Origin of the sequence: Variovorax paradoxus (genome assembly GCF_030811855.1) — a bacterium.
Taxonomy (GTDB): domain Bacteria; phylum Pseudomonadota; class Gammaproteobacteria; order Burkholderiales; family Burkholderiaceae_C; genus Variovorax; species Variovorax paradoxus_L.
The window spans coordinates 52,382-74,600 of record NZ_JAUSRN010000005.1; the positions used below are offsets into that span (position 1 = coordinate 52,382).

Consider the following 22,219-nt stretch of genomic DNA (forward strand, 5'->3'; position numbering starts at 1 on the left):
CCTTACGCAAGTTAGTGAACACAAACAAATTCGGGGCGAATTTCGCCTCTAATTTTTTTTGAAACCGGGCGCTCCGGCGTCGCAAACACCTCAAAAAAAGGCCCCAAACCCGACTGACGGGTGGGGCCACTTGACGCCGGGGCCGGATCAGCGTGCGGGTCGGATCAGGGCATATTGCGCCCACTCGCCCCTGCGGAACAGCACGCTGAGCGGCTTGTTCTTGTCGGCCTTGGCAATCGCGGACTCGAATTCCTTCACGCTCGCCACCTCAATGTTGCCGACCGAGAGAATCACGTCGCCCTCGCGCAAGCCGGCCTTCGCGGCCGCATCGGTGGCTGCATCGATACGCACGCCGCGCACCTTGAGCTCCTTCTTCTGCGCGTCAGTGAGGTCGCTGACCACCAGGCCGAGCGATTTGCCGGCAGCGGACGACGGCTTGGGTTGGGGCTCATCGCGATCCTGCTGACGCTTGCCGGACGGCTTGGCTTCGGGATCGCCCTCGGCCACGGTGATGGCGAGTTCGCGCGAAGCGCCGTTGCGGAACAGGGTCAGCGTGCTCTTGGCACCTGGCTTGGTGCTGGCCACGGAACGCGAGAGGTCGCTCGGCGTTTCGATGACCTTGTCGCCGTACTTGGTGATGATGTCGCCTTCCTTCACGCCGGCCTTGTCGGCCGCCGAGCCCGGCACCACGCTGTTCACGAGCGCGCCGCGGGCCTTGCCCAGGCCGATCGATTCGGCCACGTCCTTGGAGACGGTACCAATCGTCACGCCGATGAGACCGCGCGAAACCCGACCGGTGGCGCGCAGCTGCTCGCTGACACGGATCGCTTCGTCGATCGGGATCGAGAACGAGATGCCCATGTAGCCGCCCGAGCGCGAATAGATCTGGCTGTTGATGCCGACGACCTCGCCGCGCAAATTGATGAGCGGGCCACCCGAATTGCCGGGGTTGATTGCAACGTCGGTCTGGATCAGCGGCACCAGGTCGCCGGTGTCGCGCTGCTTCGCGCTCACGATGCCGGCGGTCACGGTGTTCTCCAGGCCAAAGGGCGAACCGATCGCCATCACCCATTCGCCAACGCGCAGCTTCGAGATGTCGCCGATCTTGACCACGGGCAGGCTGGACGCCTCGATCTTCACCACGGCGACGTCGCTGCGCTTGTCGGCGCCGATCAGCTTGGCCTTGAATTCGCGCTTGTCGGTCAGCGTGACGAGGATTTCGGATGCGTCCTCGATCACGTGGGCATTGGTCATGACATAGCCGTCGGCCGAGAGGATGAAGCCCGAGCCCACGCCGCGCGGGCGCTCTTCCTCCTGGGGCTGCTGCGGCCGGTTCGGGCGCGGGCCCGGACGCGGATTGCCGGGCAGCGGCTGGCCGAAAAAGCGCCGGAAAAATTCCTGCATCTCCTCGTCCATTTCCCCGCCACCGCCGCTGCGCGCGGAAACCTTCTCGACGGTGCGAATGCCGACCACCGCGGGGCCGACCTGCTCCACCAGATCGGCGAAATCGGGCAATCCGCGCGCCTGCGGCGTCTGCGCCATGGCGGGCGTTGCCGGCAGGAAACCCGTTGCAGCCGAGCAGGCCACGCCGAACGCGAAAAGATAGGAACGAAGCTTGTGTCCCTCGACTTTGAACATCATCGGTTTTCTTTCAAAAGAACAGAGAACAGCCAAAAGTAGAGCTATGAGTCAGTGATGCGGACTTGGTTCAGCGCCGGCTGCGCGCGGCCGGCCGATCAGCGCGTGCGCGCGAGGCTTTGCGCAAACGCGTTGAGGGTCTGCTGCGGCACCTCGCCCACGGCGGTAAGCCACCAATCATTCGCCGGCTCGGGCAATCGCCGGCGAATGGCGTTGGTTGCACCGATTGTGAGCACACCATCCCGGGGTGCACGTTTCTCATCGTAGCGCTCGATGAAAAGCGACACCGAGGCAAGGCCATCGGAGAAGGTCCACTGAACGGTTCGGTCCTGCCCGGTCTTGTCGCCGCGGCGATAGAAGCTGCGCGGCTTGAAGCCCGCCACGGGCGACTTGAGCGCCCAGCCCTCGTCCTGTGCGCTGGTGCGCTCCAGCTCGAGCTTCTCGATCCGGTAGCCGCCGGTGTTGGCCATCATCTGCGCGAGTGCCTGGGCCTTGACGGGCGCATCGAGCTGCAATTCGGAGAACGCCGACTGCTCCACCACGCGGGAGTCGCTGTCGATGGTCTGCAGTTTCATCACGAGGCCGGAACGGCGCTCGCTCCAGATACGATAGCCGAAGCGCAGTCCGTCGTGCGGCACCAGTTGCACCACGTCGGCGTCGAAACCCGCCACGCGGTCCTTGCCGATGGCGCGGACGTCGTAGAAATCGCCGATCGAAGAATCGGGCTTATCCGGCAGATTGGGAAAAAGATCGAGGTTCTCGCGTTTCTCGACCTTCACGACCTTTACCTCTGGCAGGAAGGTCATCACATGGTGGTTGCGCCTGAAGGTGGAGCGCGGCGGGCCGGACAGGGCCTCGATGCGTTCGATCTGCATGTCGCCGTCGCGCACATGCCAGATGCGCGCACTCGACAGATCACCGCCCGCTGCCGAAACCACGAAGGTGCCGACGTAATTCCGCTGCCGGGCGCCGGCGTGCATGCGCTGCAGCCATTCGACGACGCCCATCGCGGGCGGCGCGTCGCCGGCCTGCATAGAGGCCGCGCTCTTGGCATTGGCTGGACTCGGCCGGCTCTGCGCCGCCGCGATCTGCACCAGACAAAAGGCAGCAAACACCAGCGCGAACGCGCGTGCAGAGATCGGCATCTGGACGGTCATTGGAGCGACGGCAGGCGCGCGTCAGCGCGTCGGGCCTTCGAAGGTCGCGTTTCGCAGGAAACCTGAAGGCATTTGCGAAGCACCGCCGGCTTGCTGGTGCGCTTCGAGCAATTGGTCGAGCCGCGGGTCGCGCAGCATGACCTGCGGGCTTCCACCGCCGACCACCACGCGGGTCGACGCCAGCGGCGCAGCGGCGGGCAGCGGATTGCTGGGGGCAGCGGCGGCCAGCACAGCATTGGCCGCCGGTTGCTGCTGCTGCACTGCTGCTATCTGGGCACTCTGCGATGGAAACGGGGCGCCGTTTCCGACCAGCGTCCAGCTGATTGCGGCCACGGCCACCAGCGACGCGGCGCCGGCCACCAGCTTCCAGCGAAAGACCGGCTCATTGGCTGCGTCGGTTTTGTGCCGCACCGCATGCATCGTTGGCGCCTGGGTCGAGGACACAGGCGCGGCCGAAGCGACGGGCTCCGCCGCCAGGCGCTGCTGAAAACGGGCCAGGAACGCGCTGCTATCGCTGCATGGCGAGTGCGCGCCCGCGCGCAGGACGTCGCCCACGAGGTGATAGGCGCGCCAGACCCGGTGGGCCTCGTCGTCCGCGCACACGGCCTCGATGGCCCGCGCGAACTCCTCGCCTTGCAAATGACCGTCCGCCAATGCGGACACCTGCTCACGAACCGTCATCGTCTGATTCATTTCATTCACCTGCTTACCTACCAACGCTTGCCGGACTGGTTGTCCAGCAGCGGTTTGACCCTGGCCGAAATGGCCTCGCGCGCCCGGAAAATACGCGAGCGCACGGTGCCGATCGGGCAATCCATGACCTCGGCAATCTCTTCGTAACTCATGCCCTCGATCTCGCGCAGGGTGACAGCCTGGCGCAGCTCGGACGGCAACGCCTCCATGGCCGCCTCGACCACGCGGGCGATTTCGTTTGCCGCCAGGACCGATTCGGGGGTTTCGTCGCTGATTGGTTCGTTTCCGGGCCGGTAAGTTTCATCGTCCTCTTCAGAAGACGGCCTCATGGCGCTTTCGGAAATGGTCGGGTCGCGCTTCATGTCTACCAGTGCCTTCTTGGCGGTATTCACCGCGATCCGGTAAAGCCAGGTGTAGAACTGCGCGTCGCCGCGGAACTGATGGAGCGCGCGGTAGGCGCGAATGAAGGTTTCCTGCGCAATGTCTTCGACCAGGTCGACGTCGCGCACCATGCGCCCGATGAGGCGCTCGATCCGGCGCTGGTACTTGATGACCAGCAGTTCGAATGCCTTCTGGTCACCCGCGACCGTGCGCTGGACCAGCAGCAGGTCGACCTCGCCCGGCCGCGGCGCCTCGGCGGACACATCGGGCAAGCCGGAGTCCGGTGGCACTGGCGGCGGAGAAGTGGTCATTGAGTGAGTTGGGGGCGCTCAGGGCGCATCGGCAGGCGCGGTGGCTCGCCAAGGCTCGCCGGAGGGCGACGCCGACGGGGCGCGCGAATATACCGCGCGGCGCAGGTCGCGCCAGCGTTCCGGCATGGCGCGCTGCTCGATCCAGATCCAGCGGCTCGCACGGCCAGTCTGGGTCAGCCTGACCAGCAGCAGAGACTGCAGATCGAGCGCCACTGCGGCCCGCGCCGCATGGACGGCACGGCCCGGATGAGCGCCCGCGAGCGACCAGCCCAGTCCGTCGAAGTGCAGCTCACCCGCGCCGTCGCTGCGCAGCCCGAGCCCGGCCGCAAGACCAGACAACAGGACGCTCAGGATCAGCAGCAGCTGACGCCAGCCCGCACTATCGAACAGATAGCAAGAGAGACCGGCGCACCCGGCACCCAGGGCCCACGTGGCGATCAGGATCCGGGTGGCGCCGCGCGAGCGCCCCACCGGGTATGTCACCGACGGTGCGCTGTGCATGAAAGAGCAAGGCTCAAGCGCGCTTGAACACCAGCGTGCCGTTGGTGCCGCCGAAGCCGAAGTTGTTCTTGACCGCGACATCGATCTTGAGATCGCGCGCCACGTTGGCGCAGTAGTCGAGGTCGCACTCCGGATCCTGGTTGAAGATGTTGATGGTGGGCGGGCTCTTCTGGTGATGAAGTGCAAGCACCGTGAACACCGACTCGATGCCGCCGGCGCCGCCCAGCAAGTGGCCGGTCATCGACTTGGTCGAATTCACGACCAGCTTCTTCGCATGGTCGCCGAACGCCAGCTTGACCGCATTGGTCTCGTTGACGTCGCCGATCTGCGTGGAAGTGCCGTGTGCATTGAGGTACTGCACTTGGTCGGCGTTGACGCCCGCATTGGCCAGCGCCATGGCCATCGAGCGGCGGGGACCGTCGACGTCGGGTGCGGTCATGTGGTAGGCGTCGCCGGTCAGGCCGAAGCCCGCCACTTCCGCGTAGATCTTGGCACCGCGCGCCTTGGCGTGCTCGTATTCTTCGAGCACCAGCACGCCGGCGCCTTCGCCCAGCACGAAGCCGTCGCGGTCCTTGTCCCACGGGCGCGAGGCCGTGGCGGGATCGTCGTTGCGCGTGCTGAGTGCACGCGGCGCGGTGAAGCCGCCAATGCCGAGCGGAGAAATGGTCGACTCGGCGCCGCCCGCGATCATGACGTCGGCATCGCCGTACTCGATCATGCGTGCCGACGTGCCAATGGCATGCAGGCCCGTGGTGCAGGCGGTCACGACAGCGATGTTCGGGCCCTTGAAGCCGTACTTGATCGAGACGTGGCCCGAGATCATGTTGATGATGGAAGCCGGCACGAAGAACGGCGAAATGCGGCGCGGGCCGCGGCTCGCGTATTCGCCGTGCGTCTCCTCGATCATCGGCAGGCCGCCGATGCCGGAGCCGATGTTGCAGCCGATGCGCACGGCTTCTTCATAGGGCAGCGCTTCGCCGGTCGGCAGTCCGCTGTCCTGCACCGCCTGCATGGCGGCGGCAAGCCCCAGATGAATGAAGCGGTCCATGTGGCGCGCTTCCTTCTCCGAGATGTATTGGGTGATGTCGAAACCCTTCACCTCACCGGCGAACTTGCAGGCGAAGGCGCTTGCATCGAACGCGGTGATGTTCGCAATGCCCGACTTCCCGGCCAACAGGTTGGCCCAGGATTCGGTTGCGGTGTTTCCGACAGGAGCGATGCAACCGAGTCCGGTCACGACGACGCGGCGTTTGGTCATGCCGGCAAACCTTTCTGGATGCGCTGAACAACTGCGGGCGGCGCGTACGGGCTCGATGAAAAGCGCCGCCGGCCGTGGCAGTTCCAGCTGGCCCGATCAGGCCTTTTGATTCTTGGTGGCGTAGTCGACGGCGTTTTGCACCGTGGTGATCTTCTCGGCGTCTTCATCGGGAATCTCGATGCCGAATTCGTCTTCGAGTGCCATCACCAGTTCGACCGTGTCGAGCGAGTCCGCACCGAGGTCGGCCACGAAGGCCTTTTCGTTCGTTACTTGGGACTCTTCCACGCCGAGTTGCTCGGCGATGATTTTCTTGACACGTGCTTCGATATCGCTCATTTGGTTCCCTCTGAGGGTTGTAGGTAATCGGTGGATTTTAGCCGGGCGCATTGTGGCATTTGCCGTGCACCCGGTACGGGGAAAGTTTGCGCCTTGCGGCAATTACATGTGCATGCCGCCGTTGACGTGCAGTTCCTGGCCCGTCACGTACGACGCCTGGGGCGATGCAAGATACGACACGGCATGTGCGATGTCGGCCGGCTTGCCCAGGTGGCCGAGCGGAATCTGCTGGAGCAGCGCCTGCTGCTGGGCTTCGGGCAGGCTGGCCGTCATGTCGGTCTCGATGAAGCCCGGCGCAACGCAGTTGACCGTGATGTTGCGGCTGCCGAGTTCGCGGGCCAGCGCGCGGGTCATGCCCGCCACACCGGCCTTGGCCGCCGCGTAATTGGCCTGCCCGGCATTGCCGGAGGCGCCGACCACGCTCGTGATGCTGATGATGCGGCCATAGCGCTGCTTCATCATCGGGCGAATGACCGCGCGTGACAGGCGGAACACGGCCTTGAGATTGGTGTCCAGCACCGCGTCCCAGTCGTCGTCCTTCATGCGCATGGCGAGCGTGTCGCGCGTGATGCCGGCGTTGTTGACCAGCACATGGATGGCGCCGTAGGCCTGCACGATCTCGTCGATCAGCGCGTCGACGGCTGCAGCGTCGTTCACGTTGAGCGCGCGGCCGCGGCCGTCGAAGGCGCTCAGGGCCGAGGTGATCTTTGCCGCGCTGTCATCGGTGGTGCCGGTGCCGACCACCTTGAGGCCGCGCTGCGCCAGTTCGAGGGCAATGGCAGCGCCGATGCCGCGCGACGCGCCAGTGACCAGGGCGACTTGCCCTTCGAATTTGGGAATGCTCATAAAAAATATCGGGGGTCTTGGCCGTTCAGCCGGCGAGCAATTGTCGGGTGTCCGCGAGGGTTGCCGGGTCGTACACCGACGCGGCCTCGAGTTCGGGAGCGATGCGCTTGACCATGCCGGCCAGCACCTTGCCAGGCCCGCACTCGATGATGGCGGCTACACCGCGCAGTTTCAAGGCCTGCACGCTTTCAACCCAGCGAACCGGGCCGGCCGCCTGGCGCACCAGGGCGTCGCGGATGCGTTCCGGATCGGTTTCAACGGCCACGTCGATGTTGTTCAACACGGGGATCTGCGGTGCAGCGAAAGTGATCGTGGTCAGCTTCTCGCGCAGCGCCTCGGCCGCGGGCTTCATCAGGCTCGAATGGAAGGGTGCCGACACGGGCAGCAGCAGTGCGCGCTTGGCACCATTGGCCTTGAGCAGCTCGCAGGCCTTGTCGACGGCCGCCTTGCTGCCCGCGATCACGGTCTGCATCGGATCATTGAAATTCACTGCCTCGACGATCTCGGCACTGCCGGCGCCAAAGGACGCGGTCGCTTCGGCGCAGCCTGCAACCACCTTGGCGGAGTCCATGCCGAGGACGGCCGCCATGGCACCCACCCCGACCGGCACGGCCTGCTGCATGGCTCGCGCCCTGAACCGCACCAGCGGCGCGGCTTGAGCCAACGTGAGAACACCCGAGGCCACCAGCGCGGAGTATTCGCCGAGCGAATGTCCTGCGACGACGGCGGGGGCCGCACCACCTTCGGCCAACCATGCCCGCCAAGCGGCGACACCGGCCACCAGCATCACCGGCTGAGTGTTGGTGGTGAGCGCCAGTTCTTCCTTTGGGCCGTTCTTGATCAGCGCCGCGATGTCTTCGCTCAACGCCTCGGAGGCTTCGCGCAGGGTTTCGGCCACGGCCGGGTGGTCGCCCCAGGCGTCGAGCATGCCGACCGCCTGCGAGCCCTGGCCCGGAAAGACAAAAGCAAAGGATTTCATTGTTTCAAGCGTATGTCGCACTGCAGCCCCACCGCGAGGGGCATTGCAATGGCTACAGGTTCAATAGCACCGCGCCCCAGGTGAAGCCGCCGCCCACGCCTTCGAGCATGACGGTTTCGCCCTTCTTCACTTTGCCGGACCGCACGGCTTCGTCGAGCGCCAGCGGAATCGAGGCGGCCGAGGTGTTGCCGTGCTCGTTGACCGTGACGATGAGCTTCTCGCGCGGAAGCTTCAGCTTCTTGGCCGTGCCTTCCATGATGCGGATGTTGGCCTGGTGCGGAATCAGCCAGTCGATGTCGGCTTCGGTCTTGCCCGCCTTTGCAAGCGTGGCACGAGCCGCGTCTTCGAGCACGCGCACGGCCAGCTTGAACACGGCTTGGCCGTCCATGTGCAGCAGCGGCGTGCCCAGCACATTGCCGCCCGAGACGTGGCCGGGTACGCAAAGAATGCCGACGTGCTTGCCGTCCGCATGCAGGTCGCTCGCGAGGATGCCGGGCTCTTCGCTGGCCTCGAGCACCACGGCACCTGCACCGTCGCCGAACAGCACGCAGGTGGTGCGATCGTTGAAATCAAGGATGCGCGAGAACACTTCGGCGCCAATCACCAGCGCGCATCGCGCGCTGCCGGTGCGAATCATCGCGTCGGCCACGGTCAGCGCATAGACAAAGCCGCTGCAGACCGCCTGTACATCGAAGGCCGGGCAGCCGGCAATGCCGAGCTTGTTCTGAAGAATGGCGGCCGACGACGGAAACACCATGTCAGGCGTCGACGTGGCGACGATGATCAGGTCGACATCTTCGGCCTTGCGGCCCGCGGCTTCCAGCGCGTGCCGGGCGGCCTCGAGGCCGAGATCACTGCTCGTGACTTCAGGCGCCGCGAAGTGCCGCGCGTGGATGCCGGTACGTTCGACAATCCACTGGTTCGAAGTCTCGATGCCGCGTGTTGCCAATTCCTTGGCAAGATCGTCGTTGGTCACCCGGCGCGGAGGCAGATAGCTGCCTGTGCCGGTGATGCGTGAATAAGAGCTCATCAAACGTGAAGGGCCGCCGCGTCGGAAGGCACCGCCGACTCCTGCCGCGCGAGCAATGGCGCGGCGTGAGCAATACGGGCCCGCACGCGATCGAGCAGGTTGTTGCGAGCGGCATCATAAGCGCGATCCAGTGCATGGCCGAAAGCCACTTCGTCAGCCGAGCCATGGCTCTTGAAAACCAAGCCGCGCAGGCCAAGCAGGGCCGCACCGTTGTACCGACGATGGTCCAGCCGGTTTTTAAAAGCTTTTAGCACCGGATACGCAACGATCGCGGCTGCCTTAGTCAAAATGCTGCGCGAAAACTCGATTCGGATGAAGTCGCCGATCATCGAGGCAACCCCTTCGCTGGCTTTCAGCGCGACGTTACCCACGAAGCCGTCGCACACCACGATGTCGGTCGTTCCCTTGAAGATATCGTTGCCCTCCACGTTGCCGTAGAAGTTCAAATCTTTCGAGTTCGCGGCTGTACGCAGCAGTTGGCTGGCTTTTTTGATCGTTTCGCTGCCCTTGATGGCCTCTTCGCCAATGTTGAGCAAACCGACCGAAGGCGTCTCATTGCCGGTCAGCGCGGAAACGAGGGCCGATCCTAGGACGGCAAACTGGAGCAGGTCTTCCGCATCGCAATCGACATTGGCACCCAGGTCCAGCACCGTTGTCGCGCCCCCTTTGGCATTGGGGAGTTGCGGCGCGATGGCGGGACGGTCGATGCCGTCGAGTGTTTTCAGCAGATAGCGCGCAATGGCCATCAGGGCACCAGTGTTGCCGGCGGAAATAGCCGCCTGAGCCGAACCGTCCTTGACCTGCTGGATGGCAATGCGCATCGAAGAGTCTTTCTTCTTGCGCAGGGCAATTTCGATCGGATCGTCCATGCCCACCACTTCACTGGCCGCAACGATGCGAGCACGCGGATGCGCGGCAAATCCGGCCAATGCGGCGGGCGCACCAACCAGCAGCAGCGAGGCTTCGCTGTGCCGCTCGAGAAACGCGCGGCAGGCCGCGAGCGTGACGCGCGGCCCATGGTCACCTCCCATGCAATCGACGGCGAGCGTGATTGCAGAAGGCGCAGCTGTGAATTCGGGGGAAGAAGGCGTAGCCATCAAAACAAAGGCCCGACGCTACAGCAAAAGTAGCTTCGGGCCTTGGCCTTGGGATGCGAAATCAGGCTTCGGACTTGTTCTTGAGCACCTGGCGGCCACGGTAGAAACCGTTGGGGCTGATGTGGTGACGCAGATGCGTTTCGCCGGTGGTCGGTTCCACGGCGATGCCGGGCACGACCAGCGCATTGTGGGAACGGTGCATGCCGCGCTTGGAAGGCGACTTCTTGTTTTGCTGGACGGCCATGATGGCTCCTGGACTGTTAGGTGAGTGATTGGATGCGCTCTCTGGCGGTGGCAATACAGGGGCATGTATGGAATGCCTTGGTCTGTCTTGCTGCTCACGGCGGCGCGCGCGAAGCCCATGATTATAGCCTAGCCTGAGGAAAAGGGCTACTTGCCCCCGTCCGGCTTGCGCGAACGCAACGCGCCGAGCACCGCGAACGGGTTGGGCTTGGCCTCTTCAGCCGCCTGGAAGTCGTCGTCGCTCGACGAAAGCTGGATCGGCGTGGGGCAGACCTCGTGCACCGGCATGACAGGAATTTCCATCAATAGCTCGTCCTCGATCAGGGCGCGAAGGTCGAAGTCTCGGCTCACGACAAGCAGGTCTTCTTCCGATTCGTCGTCTTCGGCGTCTGCGGTGGCTTCGTCGGCCACGAAACGGAACCAGCGGTCGGATGCAACAAGCGTATCCACTGGTGCCAAGCAGCGCTGGCACACCAGCGGCACGGTCGTCTCAGCCGTCAGATGCAGCCAGGGCTCGACCTTGCCCAAGGCGCCGGTGCGCTGCTCGCCCACGGCTTCCCAGCTGACCACGGCATCGGGCGCCGGCAAAGCGAGTTCCTGCACCAGCCGGGGATAGTTGGGGACCGGGTCGTCGGCTGAAAGCGCCGCGGCTTCGGCGGCAAAGGCGGCCACGTCGAGCCGTTCGGGGACAAATTCTCTCTTCATTCCCACCAGTCTAGCGCGCCGGGCCGCGGGAATCAGCAGAGCGCTGCCAAAGGCTTTTGCGCGGCTCACGCACAATCGGCGCCATGCAACGCACCTTGATCCTTGCCTCGACATCGCGCTATCGCCGCGAGCTTTTGGCGCGCCTTCACCTGCCTTTCGACGTGCAGCCCCCGGAAGTCGACGAGACCGCCCAGATCGGAGAAACGCCGCGCGAGCTGGCCGAGCGCCTGGCGCTCGAAAAAGCTCAGGCGGTCGCCGCCCGGTTCCCCGAGGCCGTGGTGATCGGCTCCGACCAGGTGGCCGACCTCGCCGGTGAGGCGCTCGGCAAGCCAGGCGACCACGCGCGCGCCACGGCCCAGCTGCGCCGGATGCGCGGCCAGACGCTGGTGTTCCAGACCGCCGTTGCCGTCGTCTGCCAGGCCACGGGTTTCGTCCAGCGCGACCTGGCGCCGGTCCGGGTGGTGTTTCGCGAACTCAGCGATGCGGCCATCGAACACTATCTGCAAGCCGATCAACCCTACGACTGCGCGGGCAGTGCCAAGAGCGAAGGCCTCGGCATCGCGTTGCTGAGCGCGATCGACAGCGACGACCCCACCGCCCTTGTCGGCCTGCCGCTGATCCGCACCTGCCGGATGCTGCGTTCCGCCGGGGTCGATCTGCTGTGACCCGCGGCAAGCTCTACCTGGTGCCTGCGCCGCTCGACTTCGGCTGCGATATACAAGCGCCGCTGCAGGACGCCTTGCCCCTCGGTACGCTGCAGGCGGCCGCCGGTATCACCCATTGGATCTGCGAGAACGCCAAGTCGGCACGCGCCTACCTGAAGCGCATCGATGCAGTCGTTCCGCTGGCCGCACCACTTCAGGCACAAGACATTCGCGAACTGCCGCGCGAGGTGCACAAGAAAGGCGACCATGCCGGCCAGTTCGATGCGAAGCCGTTGCTGGCCTCCGCACTCGAAGGCCACGACATCGGGCTGCTCAGCGAAGCCGGCATGCCGGCGGTGGCCGACCCGGGGTCCTCGGTGGCGCGCGCCGCGCACGAGCTCGGAATTGCCGTGGTGCCGCTCACCGGGCCTGTCTCGCTGCTGCTTGCACTGGCGGCCAGCGGCCTCAACGGACAGAACTTTGCCTTCGTGGGCTACCTGCCGCAGGATTCGGGCGAGCGCCAGGTCCGCATCCGGGAGCTCGAGGCGTTGGCCCTCAAGACCGGCCAGACGCAGCTGTTCATCGAAACGCCTTACCGCAATGCCGCGCTGCTTCAGGCGCTGGTGCAAACGCTGCAGCACAACACACGGCTCGCAGTGGCGCGCGGGCTGACGCTCGCAACGGCCCAGGTGCGCAGCGAAACGGTGAAGACTTGGCGCTCCAAGGCGCAAAGCCCGGCGGACGAACGCCTGCCCGCGGTGTTCGCGATCGGGCGCTGACGCGATGGTGGTGACCGCTGGCACCCGATGGGCCTCACGCGCGCAGTTCTTTTCTTCCGGGTTCATCTTCGCTACCTGGGGCGTGCACGTTCCCACGGTCAAGGCGCACTACGGCATCGATGAGGCCGAGTTGGGGCTGGCCCTGCTCGCAGCGGGTGCCGGCGCGATGTTCGGCCTGACCAGCGCCGGGCGATGGATCGGCGGCCACGGCCCGCGGCGCATGGCCGCCCTCTGCGGCTGTATCTACGCACTGCTGCTGGCGGGGCTGATCGCGATGCCGGGCTATCTCTTCCTCTTGGCGCTGCTGGCGGCCTTCGGCCTTGTCACCAGCGTGTTCGACGTGGCCATCAACGCCGAAGCGGCGCAACTCGAGCGGTTTGGCGGAAAGCCTTTGATGAGCGGCATGCACGGCATGTTCAGCCTGGGCGGCATGGCCGGCGCGGCAAGCGGTAGCGCGGCATTGGCCGCGGGGGTAGGCGCGCAGGCGCATCTGTTGTGGGTCGCAGCCGCCATGGTGCTGATGGTGGCCGTGTCTGCGTGGCACATGCTCCCCAAGCCGCCTGCCGCCAGCGATGCATCTCCGGCCGACCACGCATTCCGGCTACCTCGCGGCGTGCTCGCGGTGCTGGGATTGCTCGCCGCGCTGGGCCTGATTGCCGAAGGCGCGATCTACGACTGGAGCGTGCTCTACATGCAGCAGGAACTTGGCAGCCCGCAAAAGCAGGCCGCTCTGGCGTATGCAAGTTTTTCGGCCGCCATGGCAGCCGCGCGTTTCGGTGGCGATGCGATGCGTGCGCGCTTCTCGCCGGCTGCACTGCTGCTCGGCAGCGGCGTGCTCGCGGCGGCGGCCATGACCCTGGTTCTGCTGACCGACCTGCCCTGGCTCGCGCTGATCGGCTTCGCGGGGGTGGGCGTGGGCTTCGCGAACGTGGTGCCGATCTTGTTCGGTGCGTCGGCCCGCGTGCCCGGCGTCGAAGCCGCAACGGGCATCGCGGCCGTCTCGGCCATCGCCTACCTGGGCTTCATGGCCGGACCCGCCGTCATCGGGCTGCTGGCCCGGGCCACTTCGCTGACGGCCGCGCTCTATGTGGTCGTGGTTTTTGCCGCGGCGCTGGCCGCATCGGCCCGTTTCACGGACAGCGGCAGCCCAAGCTGAGCCGGCCGCCGACCTCAGCGCAGCGCCGGCGTAGCGAACTGCAGCGAGCGCACGGTGGCGTCGCCCATCGCGGCGCCGAATTTCTTGGCCAGCTTTTCAGCCACGTTGTCGCGCCGCGTGTAGTCGGTCACCTCTTCCGCCTTGATCACCTCGCGTGCGACGTAGTCGACATTGCCGAGCTGGTCAGCCAGGCCGAACGCAACGGCTTGTTCGCCGCTCCAGAACAGGCCGCTGAAAAGCCCCGGGGTGTCGAGCTTGAGCCGGTCGCCGCGCCCTGCCTTCACCACGTTGATGAACTGCGTGTGGATCTGGTTCAGCATGGTCTGGGCATGGGCGCGCTGCGCGTCGCTCATCGGGCTGAACGGATCGAGGAAGCCCTTGTTCTCGCCGGCGGTGAGCAAGCGGCGTTCGACGCCGACCTTGTCCATGACGCCGGTGAAGCCGAAGCCATCCATCAGCACGCCGATGCTGCCGACGATGCTGGCCTTGTCGACGAAGATCTTGTCGGTGGCGGCGGCGATGTAATAGGCGGCCGAAGCGCAGGTTTCTTCGACCACCGCGTAGACCGGCTTCTTGTGCTTGGCCTTCAGGCGCTTGATCTCGTCGCTGATGATGCCGGCCTGCACGGGGCTGCCGCCGGGCGAGTTGATCAGCAGCACGATGCCCTTGGCGCCCTCGTCCTCGAAAGCGGTCTTCATTGCGGCCACGACGAATTCCGCGCTCGCGTCGCCGCCGTTGGCGATTTCGCCCTTGATTTCGACCACCGCGGTGTGGGCCGTGGTCTTGGCGGCGCTCGGCGCGTTGCGCGACATCGCGAGCCAAACCAGAAAGATGAAGAACGCGAGCCACGAAAGGCGCGTGAAGGTCTTCCAGCGGCGCGCGGCCCTCTGCTCGTTCAGCGAGGCGAAGGCAAGCTTCTCGAGCGTTGCGCGCTCCCACCCTGGACGTTGCGTCGGATCTTTGGCCATGTTTCTTGGTGCGCCCTGCGAGGACGCAATGGGAGTGGCCGGCTCAAAAGGATCAAAACCTTCGGGTTCCGTGCGGTTCGGGTCGGTCATTTCAAAAAGTCAAGGGATGGAGGTTCCAGGCAGTATGCCAGTGCACCACGCCGTCACGTTCGCTGAGGGCGATCTTCACGAGCCCACCGCGGCATGGGCCGCCGGCACACTCGCCGGTGTCCGGCTTGTAGACCGCGCCATGCGTGGCGCAGAGCAGCCACTGGCCGCTGTCGTCGAAGAAGCGGTCGGGCTGGAAATCGAGTTCCATCGCCACGTGGCTGCATCGGTTCAGGTAGGCATGCGGCTGACCTTCGAAGCGCACTGCAAAGGCGCGGCAGGTTTCGCCGCCGTAGACCACATCGAAAGGCACGGCGCGCCCGCCTTCAACCAGGTCCGAGGCGTTGCAAAGGGGAATTGGCTCTTCTTCGCTCATCGACCGATTTTCAGGCGTTGTCGAGAAGCCATGCCTCGAGGCTGGCCACCGAGTGGGCCACGAACAGCGGCTTCAGCACGTCGAAGCTCTCGGGCTCATGCGCGCCGTAGCTCACGCCCACGCTGGCGCAGCCGGCATTGAGCGCCAATTGCAGGTCGTGCGTGGTGTCACCGACCATCAGCGTGCGCTCGGCTGGAATGTCGAGCTCTTCCATCAACTCCAGCAGCATGCGCGGATGGGGCTTGCCGAAAGTCTCGTCGGCGGTACGCGATGCATCGAAGCGGTCGCGCAGCGCCATCGACTTCAGTGCCTCGTTGAGGCCACGGCGCGATTTGCCCGTGGCCACCGCCAGCTTGTGGCCACGCGCGCGCAAGGCATCGAGCATCTGCAGCACGCCGTCGAACAGCACGAGGTCGTCCTGGTGCTGCAGGTAGTGATAGCGGTAGCGTGCGCCGAGCTCGGCGTATTTTTCCTTCGGCACGTCGGGGGCGGCGCGCGCCAGGGCCTCGGCAAGGCCCAGGCCGATGACCCATGCGGCATCGTTCTCGCTGGGCTTGGCACCGCCCACGTCGATCACGGCCGCCTGGATGCAGCGCACGATGAGCCGCGTGGAGTCGTAGAGGGTGCCGTCCCAATCGAAGGCGATCAGGTCGAAACGCAGGGGTCTGGAGGATTCAGTCATTGGCCGTAGGAGTCGGATGTTGGGCAAGCGCCTCGAGCGCCTGGGGCGGCATCAACGCATGCAGTTCGGGCGGCAGGCCGGCCTGCAGCGCCACGCGCTCGCCGGTCGAGGGATGGTTGAACTGCAACCGCCAGGCATGCAGGAACATGCGCCGGAGGCCGAGTTTATGGAGCACACGCTGGCGTTCGAAGTCGCCGTACTTGTCGTCGCCCGCAATCGCATGGCCTGCCGATGCAAGGTGCACGCGGATCTGGTGCGTGCGGCCGGTCTTGATGGTGACCGCCAGCAGAGACAACGGCGCAGCATCGCCCGGCAGCGTGAGTCGCGCCAGCACGCGCACCAGCGTCACGGCGCGCATGGCATCGGGATGGTCCTTGGCGACCACGCGCACCCGGCGCTCGCCGGCGCCGGCACCGTCGCCAGGCAGCAGATATTTCGCGAGCGGCGCGTCGAGCACCTTCTTGTTGGCGGGCCAGGCACCTTCGACGAGTGCGAGGTAGGTCTTGCCGGTTTCGCGCTCGCGGAACTGGTCCTGCAGCGCCACCAGCGCGCTGCGCTTCTTGGCCACCAGCAGGATGCCCGACGTCTCGCGGTCGAGCCGGTGCACGAGTTCCAGGAATTTGGCGCCCGGCCGCGCTGTTCGCAGCTGCTCGATCACGCCAAAGCTAACCCCGCTGCCGCCATGCACCGCCACACCGGCGGGCTTGTCGATGGCCATCAGCGCGTCGTCTTCCAGCAGCACCGGAAATTCGCGCGCCGGCGCCGGCGCCGTGGCGCCCTCTTCGGCACGCGGCGAAATCCGTACCGGCGGCAGCCGCAGCACGTCGCCAGTCTCGATGCGGGAGTCGGCCTGCGCCCGCCCCTTGTTGATGCGCACCTCGCCCGACCGGATGATCCGGTAGACATGCGTCTTGGGCACGCCCTTCAGGTGGCGGAACAGGAAGTTGTCCAGGCGCTGCCCGGCGGACTCGGCGTCCACAGTAATGAATTTGATTGACGCATGCGGCGCTCCGGCATCCGCCGCAGCTTTTTGATCTGCGGGATTTGGAGCGGCCGCAGGGCTTTGCTTCGCACCTATAATGTTTTTCACCAGCGCGGTCGTGTAAGTGCTTGATTAGACAGAAGTTTAGATCACTGCAGTCAAACGCCCAGGACAACGCTGCGAGGTCGATGCCGCTTTGGCGCCGAGACTGCAAACCCCGCGCAATCGCGCAAAGTGGCAGACCCTGCACCCAAGTCAAGCCGACACCCACGAAACACCGATACGGAATACCCAGCCTGCAGCTTCCAAGCTGCCGGCGGATCGAAGCGAGTCCCTTGTGTTGATGCTGCTGATTCAAATGTGCCTGCGCTGGCCCACCTGGCTTCTGCCAGCGGCCTCAGGCATCGAGTCATCCGCACCGCGCGCCACCATTGCGCAACCAGCTATCAATAAGATAGCTGCTCAACACCGAATCTGGCTCGCGCCCATCCACGCGCCCCCACCCCGGCTGTCTTCTTGAGCTGACGCTCAAGAGGCCTGTTCGCGCTTGCCGCGGCAGTGACAGCAACCGGGGCCAAGCGGCAATTCCCCTCGTTTCGCGGGCGTCGTCCGTGCATCGTTGGCCCGTCATGGGCCGGTAGAACGATACATATAAGGACAACGCATCATGAAGCGGATGCTGATCAATGCCACGCAGGCCGAAGAACGCCGCCTGGCCATCGTCGACGGGCAAAAGCTCCTCGACTACGAAATCGAGATCGAAGGGCGCGAACAGCGCAAGGGCAACATCTACAAGGCCGTCGTGACTCGCGTCGAGCCTTCGCTCGAAGCCTGTTTCGTCGACTACGGTGAAGACCGCCACGGCTTCCTGCCGTTCAAGGAAATCTCCAAGCAATACTTCGCCGAAGGCGTCTCCGCCAACCAGGCACGCATCCAGGACGTCATCCGCGAAGGCCAGGAACTCGTCGTCCAGGTCGAAAAGGAAGAACGCGGCAACAAGGGCGCGGCCCTCACCACCTTCATCTCGCTGGCCGGCCGCTACGTCGTGCTGATGCCCAACAACCCGCGCGGCGGCGGCGTGAGCCGGCGCATCGAGGGCGACGACCGCGCCGAGCTCAAAGAGGCGATGGACCAGCTCGAGTACCCCAAGGGCATGAGCATCATCGCGCGCACCGCCGGCATCGGCCGCTCGGCGCCCGAACTCCAGTGGGACCTGAACTACCTGCTCAAGCTCTGGGGCGCCATCGACGGCGCCGCCAAGGGCGGCAAGGGCGCCTTCCTGATCTATCAGGAATCGTCGCTCGTCATTCGCGCCATCCGTGACTATTTCAATCACGACATCGGCGACATCCTGATCGACACCGACGACATCTACGACCAGGCGCAGCAGTTCATGGCGCACGTCATGCCCGAGCATGCCGCCCGCGTGAAGCGCTACCGCGACGACGCCGCGCTGTTCAGCCGCTTCCAGATCGAGCACCAGATCGAGTCGGCCTACGCACGCACCGTGCAGCTGCCATCGGGCGGCGCCATCGTGATCGACCACACCGAAGCACTGGTTTCGGTCGACGTGAACTCGGCCCGCGCCATCAAGGGCGGCGACATCGAAGAAACCGCCACCCGCACCAACCTCGAAGCCGCCGACGAAGTCGCCCGCCAGATGCGCCTGCGCGACCTGGGCGGCCTGATCGTCATCGACTTCATCGACATGGACGAGTCGAAGAACCGCCGCGAAGTCGAAAGCCGCCTGCGCGACGCGCTGCGCCAAGACCGCGCCCGCGTGCAGTTCGGCTCGATCAGCAAGTTCGGCCTGATGGAAATGAGCCGCCAGCGCCTGAAGCCGGCGCTGTCGGAAGGCTCGTCGATCCCCTGCCCCCGTTGCGGCGGGTCGGGCCACATCCGCGACACCGAATCGAGCGCGCTGCAGATCCTGCGCATCATTCAGGAAGAGTGCCTGAAGGACAACACGGCCGCCGTGCACGTGCAGGTGCCGGTCGAAGTGGCGTCGTTCCTGCTGAACGAAAAGCGCCCCGAGATCGCCAAGATCGAACTCAAGCAGCGCGTCACCGTGCTGATGGTGCCCAACAAGACGCTCGAAACGCCGAACTACAAGCTCGAGCGCCTGAAGCACGACGATCCGCGCCTCGACCACATCGAAGCCAGCTACAAGATGGCCGACGAGATCGAAGACCCGACCGCCGTCACCCGCCGTTCGCAGGAACCCACCAACAAGCAGACGCCGGTCATCAAGGGTGTGCTGCCCGACGCACCGGCGCCTGTGGTGCCGCCCAAGCCTGAAGCCGTGCGCGCCCCTGCGGCCACGGCTCCGGCACCGGTCGCAGCGCCCGTGGCAAGTGCCCCGGCACCGGCTGAAATGGGCTTCTTCGCCCGCCTCAAGAGCTGGTTCGGCGGCACGCCGGCACCGGCGCCCGCACCGGCCGTGATTCCCGTCGAGGCTCCGAAGCCTGCACGCCGCGATGGTGGCCGTACCGGCCGCGACGGCGAAGCACGCGGTGCACGCGATGGCGAACAGCGCCGTGGTGGCCGCGGCGGCGAAGGCCGCAGCGAAACCGGTGGCCGCTCGGGTGGACGCGACGGCGAACGCCGCGGCGGACGTGGTGGCGAGCGCCGTGGTGAAGGCCGTGGCGAAGGCCGCAGCAGCGAACTGCGCAACGAGGCCGGCCAGCCGCCTCGCGAGCAGCGCGAACCCCGTGAAGCACGCGGCCCGCGCGAAGGTGAACAACGCCGCGGCGGACGTGGCGAACGCCGCGAAGGCGAAGGCCGCGAGGCACGGCCGGTGGCTGCCGAACTCGACGGCAAGCTCGAAGCACAGCAACTGGCGCCCAACGCGCCGGCAGGCGACGAAGGCAATGCACCGACAGAACGCGCGCCCCGCGCACGCGGCGAACGCCGGGAACGCGGCGAGCGCGGCGAACGTGCTGAGCGCGGTGAACGCGGCGACCAGCGCAATGCTTCCGAAGCACCGCGCGAAGCAGCCGGTGGCGACAACGCCGCCGCCGAGGACGCCACGCAAGCCGAACGCGCACCGCGCGGCGGCCGTGAAGAGCGCGGCCCGCGTGGTGAGCGCGGCGAAGGCCGCCGCGATCGCCGCGGTGAAGGCCAGCCGCGTTTCGCCAACGGCGAAGCACCGGCAGCTGCCGACGAAGCGGGTCTCCGCGCCGCCGAGCCGGCCGACGTCGCACCTGGCAACAACGAAGGCGAGATCGGTAGCAACGAGCAGCAAGCGCCGCGCCGCGACGGCGAAGAGCGCCGCGGTCGTTCGCGCGACCGATACGGCCGCGACCGCCGTGAACGCGGCCCGCGCGACGAGAGTGAAGCCAACGCGGCTGGCGCGCCGATCGACGCGAACGAAGCGCCTGTGCGGCAGCAGCCGGAACATGCCGAAGCCCGCGCCGCAGCGTTCGAAGAAGCACCGGCTCCGCGCAGCTACTTCGACCGTCCTGCACCGGCACCGGCACAGGCACAGGCACAGGCACCCGCAATTGCACCCGCGCCGGCTCCCGTCGCTGCGGTTGCCGCAACGCCTGTCGCGGTTCCCGTCCCCGCGCCCATCGTTGTCGAAAGCAGCAGCAGCAACAAGCCGGCCGCCAACGGCCGCGCATTGCCGAAGGTCCAGCCTTTCGAACTACCGCTGAACGAACTGGCGCAGATCGCCGAGAGCTCGGGCCTGCAGTGGGTCAACTCCGACGCCGAGCGCATTGCGCAGGCTCGTGCAGCCATGGCGGCCGAGCCGAAACCGGTGCATGTGCCGCGCGAACGTCCGCCAGCCATCGTGCTCGACGCCGGTCCGCTGGTGCTGGTCGAAACCCGCCGCGAACTCGGTTCGATGACGCTGCCGTTTGAAAAGGCGCCGTCCGACGCGCAAAGCGTGAACTGAAGATGCTCGGGCCCAGGGCCCGAGGACAATGAAAAACGGCGCCCTCTTGGCGCCGTTTTTTTTGTGTAGTGGTCTGTGCGGAAGCGGGGCCGGCTGGCCTGCTGCGGTGCGGGCAGCGCCGAATGATTCGCGCCCTTCAGGCCTTCTCTGTTTGCGCCGCGCGCTTCCAGGCCTCGGCCGCGTGTTCGCCATCGCCACGCGCTTCGGCCAGTTCAGCGAGGGCGAGCCATGCACGGCGATAGAGATCGGTGTCCTGCAGGCCCAGGCCGGCCTGCATGAGCAACTGCTGTGCCTTGCCCCAAAGCTGGCGCTTCATGCAGGCCATGCCCGCAAGGTACTGCAGGTTGGGATCGCGCGGGTTGTTGCGCTGCGCCGACTCGATGCGCGCGAGCCATTCGGCGTCCACCGAATCGAGGCCCGCCTCGAGCGCACGTGCCAGCCTGACGCGCAGCATATCGCCCAGCGCCCGCGGCTGCGACACCATCCGCTCCCAAGCAGGCAGCAGCCATTCGCGCGCGAGTGCTAGGTCGCCGCGAAGGGCCACCATGCGCTGGGCGGCATGAATTGCCACCTCGGGCATTTCGCGTTCAGTGATATCGAGCTCGGTCCAGGCGCGAAGCAGTTGCGCCGGGTCGTGCGCGCCGGACAACAGCTCGGTCGCCAGGCCGCGCACGATGCTTTGCGCCGCCGCGTCCGAAAACGCGCGGTGCTTGGCAAGCAGCCGCGCCGTTTCCAGCGCTTCGAGCGTGCGTCGGTCCTGCCGTGCCGCCTTCAAGCGAATGCGCAGCGCGAGGGTTCTCCGCTGCACACCTTGGGGAAGCTCTTCGAGCCGGGCCAGCGCCGCCGCCGGATCGCGATCTTCGAGCGCCCAGCGTGCGGCGCGCAGCTGAACGCCCTCGCGCGTTTCGGGGCTGCCCAGCATGAGGCGGTCGGCGCTTTCATTCAGCGCTTGCTGCAGGTGCGCATCGCGCGCCGGCCGGTCTTGCAGCGACTGCGCGCTCTCGGCGGCCAGCAGGTGCGACAGCACGCGAACCTGCTGGGCCTGCGGCAGGCTGGCATCGAGCGCCGCCAGCGTTCTTTCCTGGACCAGCGCAGCTTGCGCGGCCTTGCGTGCGCGCGAGAAGCGCCCCGACAGCAGTTGCACCATCGAATCGAGCAAGGCCGAATGCAACGCGCGTTCCTTCTGCTGCAGCCGCCACTGGCGAGCCTGCGTCGGCAGCGAGAACAGCGCCGCCAGGCCGCGCAGTGCGAGGTGCAGCAACACGAAAGCGCCGAGCAGGATCACCAGCACCAGGTTCAGCGAAAGATCGACCCGCCACGGCGGCCAGAACACCGTGATCGTGCCCTGGTTGTTGCCGGCGAACAGAGCCACTGCCGCCGCGATGGCGAACAGTGCCAGGAGCCAGAGTGCCGCTCGCATCAGGCCTCCCGCCGGGCCGCCCCAAGGGTGGCCTGCGCCCTCTCGGGGGGCA

22 protein-coding genes are annotated in these 22,219 nt (G+C 66.1%); 4 read left to right on the top strand and 18 right to left on the bottom strand.

What is annotated here, in order from left to right; genetic code table 11:
• Positions 1-147: 147 nt before the first annotated feature.
• From J2X92_RS11690 to J2X92_RS11750, 13 genes are all read right to left on the bottom strand, one after another.
• Positions 148-1,641 (bottom strand): DegQ family serine endoprotease, encoded by a 1,494-nt coding sequence (locus J2X92_RS11690; RefSeq protein ID WP_307575862.1) that lies wholly within the window; start codon positions 1,639-1,641, stop codon positions 148-150.
• Between the two features lie 95 nt (positions 1,642-1,736).
• On the bottom strand, positions 1,737-2,795 hold the full coding sequence (locus J2X92_RS11695) for a MucB/RseB C-terminal domain-containing protein (RefSeq protein ID WP_307575863.1): 1,059 nt from the start codon (positions 2,793-2,795) through the stop codon (positions 1,737-1,739).
• Between the two features lie 21 nt (positions 2,796-2,816).
• Positions 2,817-3,488, bottom strand: coding sequence for a sigma-E factor negative regulatory protein (locus J2X92_RS11700; RefSeq protein ID WP_307575865.1), 672 nt, complete (start codon positions 3,486-3,488; stop codon positions 2,817-2,819).
• A 17-nt stretch (positions 3,489-3,505) separates the two neighbouring features.
• Positions 3,506-4,180, bottom strand: a complete 675-nt coding sequence (gene rpoE, locus J2X92_RS11705; RefSeq protein ID WP_307575866.1) for an RNA polymerase sigma factor RpoE — start codon at positions 4,178-4,180, stop codon at positions 3,506-3,508.
• Positions 4,181-4,198: 18 nt separating this feature from the next.
• Complete coding sequence (locus J2X92_RS11710; RefSeq protein ID WP_307575868.1) at positions 4,199-4,663, bottom strand: hypothetical protein; 465 nt, start codon at positions 4,661-4,663, stop codon at positions 4,199-4,201.
• Positions 4,664-4,694: 31 nt separating this feature from the next.
• Positions 4,695-5,939: a beta-ketoacyl-ACP synthase II gene (gene fabF, locus J2X92_RS11715; RefSeq protein ID WP_307575869.1), complete on the bottom strand. Its 1,245-nt coding sequence runs from the start codon at positions 5,937-5,939 to the stop codon at positions 4,695-4,697.
• 96 nt (positions 5,940-6,035) lie between these two features.
• Positions 6,036-6,275, bottom strand: a complete 240-nt coding sequence (gene acpP, locus J2X92_RS11720; RefSeq protein WP_007830471.1) for an acyl carrier protein — start codon at positions 6,273-6,275, stop codon at positions 6,036-6,038.
• 102 nt (positions 6,276-6,377) lie between these two features.
• The gene (gene fabG / locus J2X92_RS11725) at positions 6,378-7,121 is read right to left on the bottom strand and encodes a 3-oxoacyl-ACP reductase FabG (protein ID WP_055804189.1); all 744 of its coding nucleotides are present in this window, start codon (positions 7,119-7,121) and stop codon (positions 6,378-6,380) included.
• A gap of 25 nt (positions 7,122-7,146) precedes the next feature.
• A complete protein-coding gene (gene fabD, locus J2X92_RS11730; RefSeq protein ID WP_307575870.1) occupies positions 7,147-8,100 on the bottom strand; it encodes an ACP S-malonyltransferase in 954 nt (317 codons plus the stop codon).
• Positions 8,101-8,152: 52 nt separating this feature from the next.
• Positions 8,153-9,130: a beta-ketoacyl-ACP synthase III gene (locus J2X92_RS11735; protein ID WP_307575871.1), complete on the bottom strand. Its 978-nt coding sequence runs from the start codon at positions 9,128-9,130 to the stop codon at positions 8,153-8,155.
• Positions 9,130-10,227: a phosphate acyltransferase PlsX gene (gene plsX, locus J2X92_RS11740; protein ID WP_307575872.1), complete on the bottom strand. Its 1,098-nt coding sequence runs from the start codon at positions 10,225-10,227 to the stop codon at positions 9,130-9,132. The genes J2X92_RS11735 and plsX overlap by 1 nt, the downstream gene beginning before the upstream one ends.
• 61 nt (positions 10,228-10,288) lie before the next feature.
• Positions 10,289-10,471 carry a 50S ribosomal protein L32 gene (gene rpmF / locus J2X92_RS11745; protein WP_007830466.1) on the bottom strand — a complete coding sequence of 61 codons (183 nt, stop codon included), beginning with the start codon at positions 10,469-10,471 and terminating at the stop codon, positions 10,289-10,291.
• Between the two features lie 146 nt (positions 10,472-10,617).
• Positions 10,618-11,175 carry a YceD family protein gene (locus J2X92_RS11750; RefSeq protein WP_307575873.1) on the bottom strand — a complete coding sequence of 186 codons (558 nt, stop codon included), beginning with the start codon at positions 11,173-11,175 and terminating at the stop codon, positions 10,618-10,620.
• A gap of 83 nt (positions 11,176-11,258) precedes the next feature.
• Here J2X92_RS11750 and J2X92_RS11755 point away from each other — a divergent pair, with 83 nt between their 5' ends.
• Genes J2X92_RS11755 through J2X92_RS11765 form a run of 3 tightly spaced genes read left to right on the top strand, consistent with a single transcriptional unit; the run spans position 11,259 to position 13,754 of the window.
• Entirely contained in the window at positions 11,259-11,840 is a 582-nt protein-coding gene (locus J2X92_RS11755; protein ID WP_307575875.1) for a Maf family protein, read from the top strand.
• Positions 11,837-12,598, top strand: coding sequence for an SAM-dependent methyltransferase (locus tag J2X92_RS11760; protein WP_307575876.1), 762 nt, complete (start codon positions 11,837-11,839; stop codon positions 12,596-12,598). Before J2X92_RS11755 ends, J2X92_RS11760 begins: the two co-directional genes overlap by 4 nt.
• Before the next feature lie 4 nt (positions 12,599-12,602).
• Positions 12,603-13,754 carry an MFS transporter gene (locus J2X92_RS11765; RefSeq protein ID WP_307575878.1) on the top strand — a complete coding sequence of 384 codons (1,152 nt, stop codon included), beginning with the start codon at positions 12,603-12,605 and terminating at the stop codon, positions 13,752-13,754.
• A 14-nt stretch (positions 13,755-13,768) separates the two neighbouring features.
• Here the strand turns inward: J2X92_RS11765 and J2X92_RS11770 are convergent, their stop codons facing one another.
• From J2X92_RS11770 to J2X92_RS11785, 4 genes are read right to left on the bottom strand one after another with little or no spacing between them, the layout of a single operon-like run.
• Complete coding sequence (locus tag J2X92_RS11770) at positions 13,769-14,812, bottom strand: S49 family peptidase (protein ID WP_093018806.1); 1,044 nt, start codon at positions 14,810-14,812, stop codon at positions 13,769-13,771.
• Between the two features lies 1 nt (position 14,813).
• Positions 14,814-15,185 (bottom strand): Rieske (2Fe-2S) protein, encoded by a 372-nt coding sequence (locus J2X92_RS11775; RefSeq protein ID WP_307575881.1) that lies wholly within the window; start codon positions 15,183-15,185, stop codon positions 14,814-14,816.
• A gap of 10 nt (positions 15,186-15,195) precedes the next feature.
• Positions 15,196-15,867 (bottom strand): HAD family hydrolase, encoded by a 672-nt coding sequence (locus J2X92_RS11780; RefSeq protein WP_307575883.1) that lies wholly within the window; start codon positions 15,865-15,867, stop codon positions 15,196-15,198.
• A complete protein-coding gene (locus tag J2X92_RS11785) occupies positions 15,860-16,957 on the bottom strand; it encodes an RluA family pseudouridine synthase (RefSeq protein ID WP_307575885.1) in 1,098 nt (365 codons plus the stop codon). Before J2X92_RS11785 ends, J2X92_RS11780 begins: the two co-directional genes overlap by 8 nt.
• A gap of 559 nt (positions 16,958-17,516) precedes the next feature.
• Here J2X92_RS11785 and J2X92_RS11790 point away from each other — a divergent pair.
• Positions 17,517-20,747, top strand: coding sequence for an Rne/Rng family ribonuclease (locus J2X92_RS11790; RefSeq protein ID WP_307575886.1), 3,231 nt, complete (start codon positions 17,517-17,519; stop codon positions 20,745-20,747).
• 136 nt (positions 20,748-20,883) lie between these two features.
• On the opposite strand, the gene J2X92_RS11795 is transcribed toward J2X92_RS11790, so the two are convergent.
• Complete coding sequence (locus J2X92_RS11795; protein WP_307575887.1) at positions 20,884-22,167, bottom strand: heme biosynthesis HemY N-terminal domain-containing protein; 1,284 nt, start codon at positions 22,165-22,167, stop codon at positions 20,884-20,886.
• Positions 22,168-22,219 lie beyond the last annotated feature (52 nt).

Coding starts and splice junctions, on each gene's coding strand:
- J2X92_RS11795 (WP_307575887.1), bottom strand. CDS start 22,167: ATGCGAGCGGCACTCTGGCTCCTGGCACTGTTCGCCATCGCGGCGGCA.
- fabG (WP_055804189.1), bottom strand. CDS start 7,121: ATGAGCATTCCCAAATTCGAAGGGCAAGTCGCCCTGGTCACTGGCGCG.
- J2X92_RS11770 (WP_093018806.1), bottom strand. CDS start 14,812: ATGACCGACCCGAACCGCACGGAACCCGAAGGTTTTGATCCTTTTGAG.
- rpoE (WP_307575866.1), bottom strand. CDS start 4,180: ATGACCACTTCTCCGCCGCCAGTGCCACCGGACTCCGGCTTGCCCGAT.
- J2X92_RS11790 (WP_307575886.1), top strand. CDS start 17,517: ATGAAGCGGATGCTGATCAATGCCACGCAGGCCGAAGAACGCCGCCTG.
- J2X92_RS11755 (WP_307575875.1), top strand. CDS start 11,259: ATGCAACGCACCTTGATCCTTGCCTCGACATCGCGCTATCGCCGCGAG.
- plsX (WP_307575872.1), bottom strand. CDS start 10,227: ATGGCTACGCCTTCTTCCCCCGAATTCACAGCTGCGCCTTCTGCAATC.
- J2X92_RS11775 (WP_307575881.1), bottom strand. CDS start 15,185: ATGAGCGAAGAAGAGCCAATTCCCCTTTGCAACGCCTCGGACCTGGTT.
- acpP (WP_007830471.1), bottom strand. CDS start 6,275: ATGAGCGATATCGAAGCACGTGTCAAGAAAATCATCGCCGAGCAACTC.
- J2X92_RS11750 (WP_307575873.1), bottom strand. CDS start 11,175: ATGAAGAGAGAATTTGTCCCCGAACGGCTCGACGTGGCCGCCTTTGCC.
- J2X92_RS11735 (WP_307575871.1), bottom strand. CDS start 9,130: ATGAGCTCTTATTCACGCATCACCGGCACAGGCAGCTATCTGCCTCCG.
- J2X92_RS11765 (WP_307575878.1), top strand. CDS start 12,603: ATGGTGGTGACCGCTGGCACCCGATGGGCCTCACGCGCGCAGTTCTTT.
- J2X92_RS11690 (WP_307575862.1), bottom strand. CDS start 1,641: ATGATGTTCAAAGTCGAGGGACACAAGCTTCGTTCCTATCTTTTCGCG.
- J2X92_RS11695 (WP_307575863.1), bottom strand. CDS start 2,795: ATGACCGTCCAGATGCCGATCTCTGCACGCGCGTTCGCGCTGGTGTTT.
- fabD (WP_307575870.1), bottom strand. CDS start 8,100: ATGAAATCCTTTGCTTTTGTCTTTCCGGGCCAGGGCTCGCAGGCGGTC.
- J2X92_RS11700 (WP_307575865.1), bottom strand. CDS start 3,488: ATGAATCAGACGATGACGGTTCGTGAGCAGGTGTCCGCATTGGCGGAC.
- J2X92_RS11780 (WP_307575883.1), bottom strand. CDS start 15,867: ATGACTGAATCCTCCAGACCCCTGCGTTTCGACCTGATCGCCTTCGAT.
- fabF (WP_307575869.1), bottom strand. CDS start 5,939: ATGACCAAACGCCGCGTCGTCGTGACCGGACTCGGTTGCATCGCTCCT.
- rpmF (WP_007830466.1), bottom strand. CDS start 10,471: ATGGCCGTCCAGCAAAACAAGAAGTCGCCTTCCAAGCGCGGCATGCAC.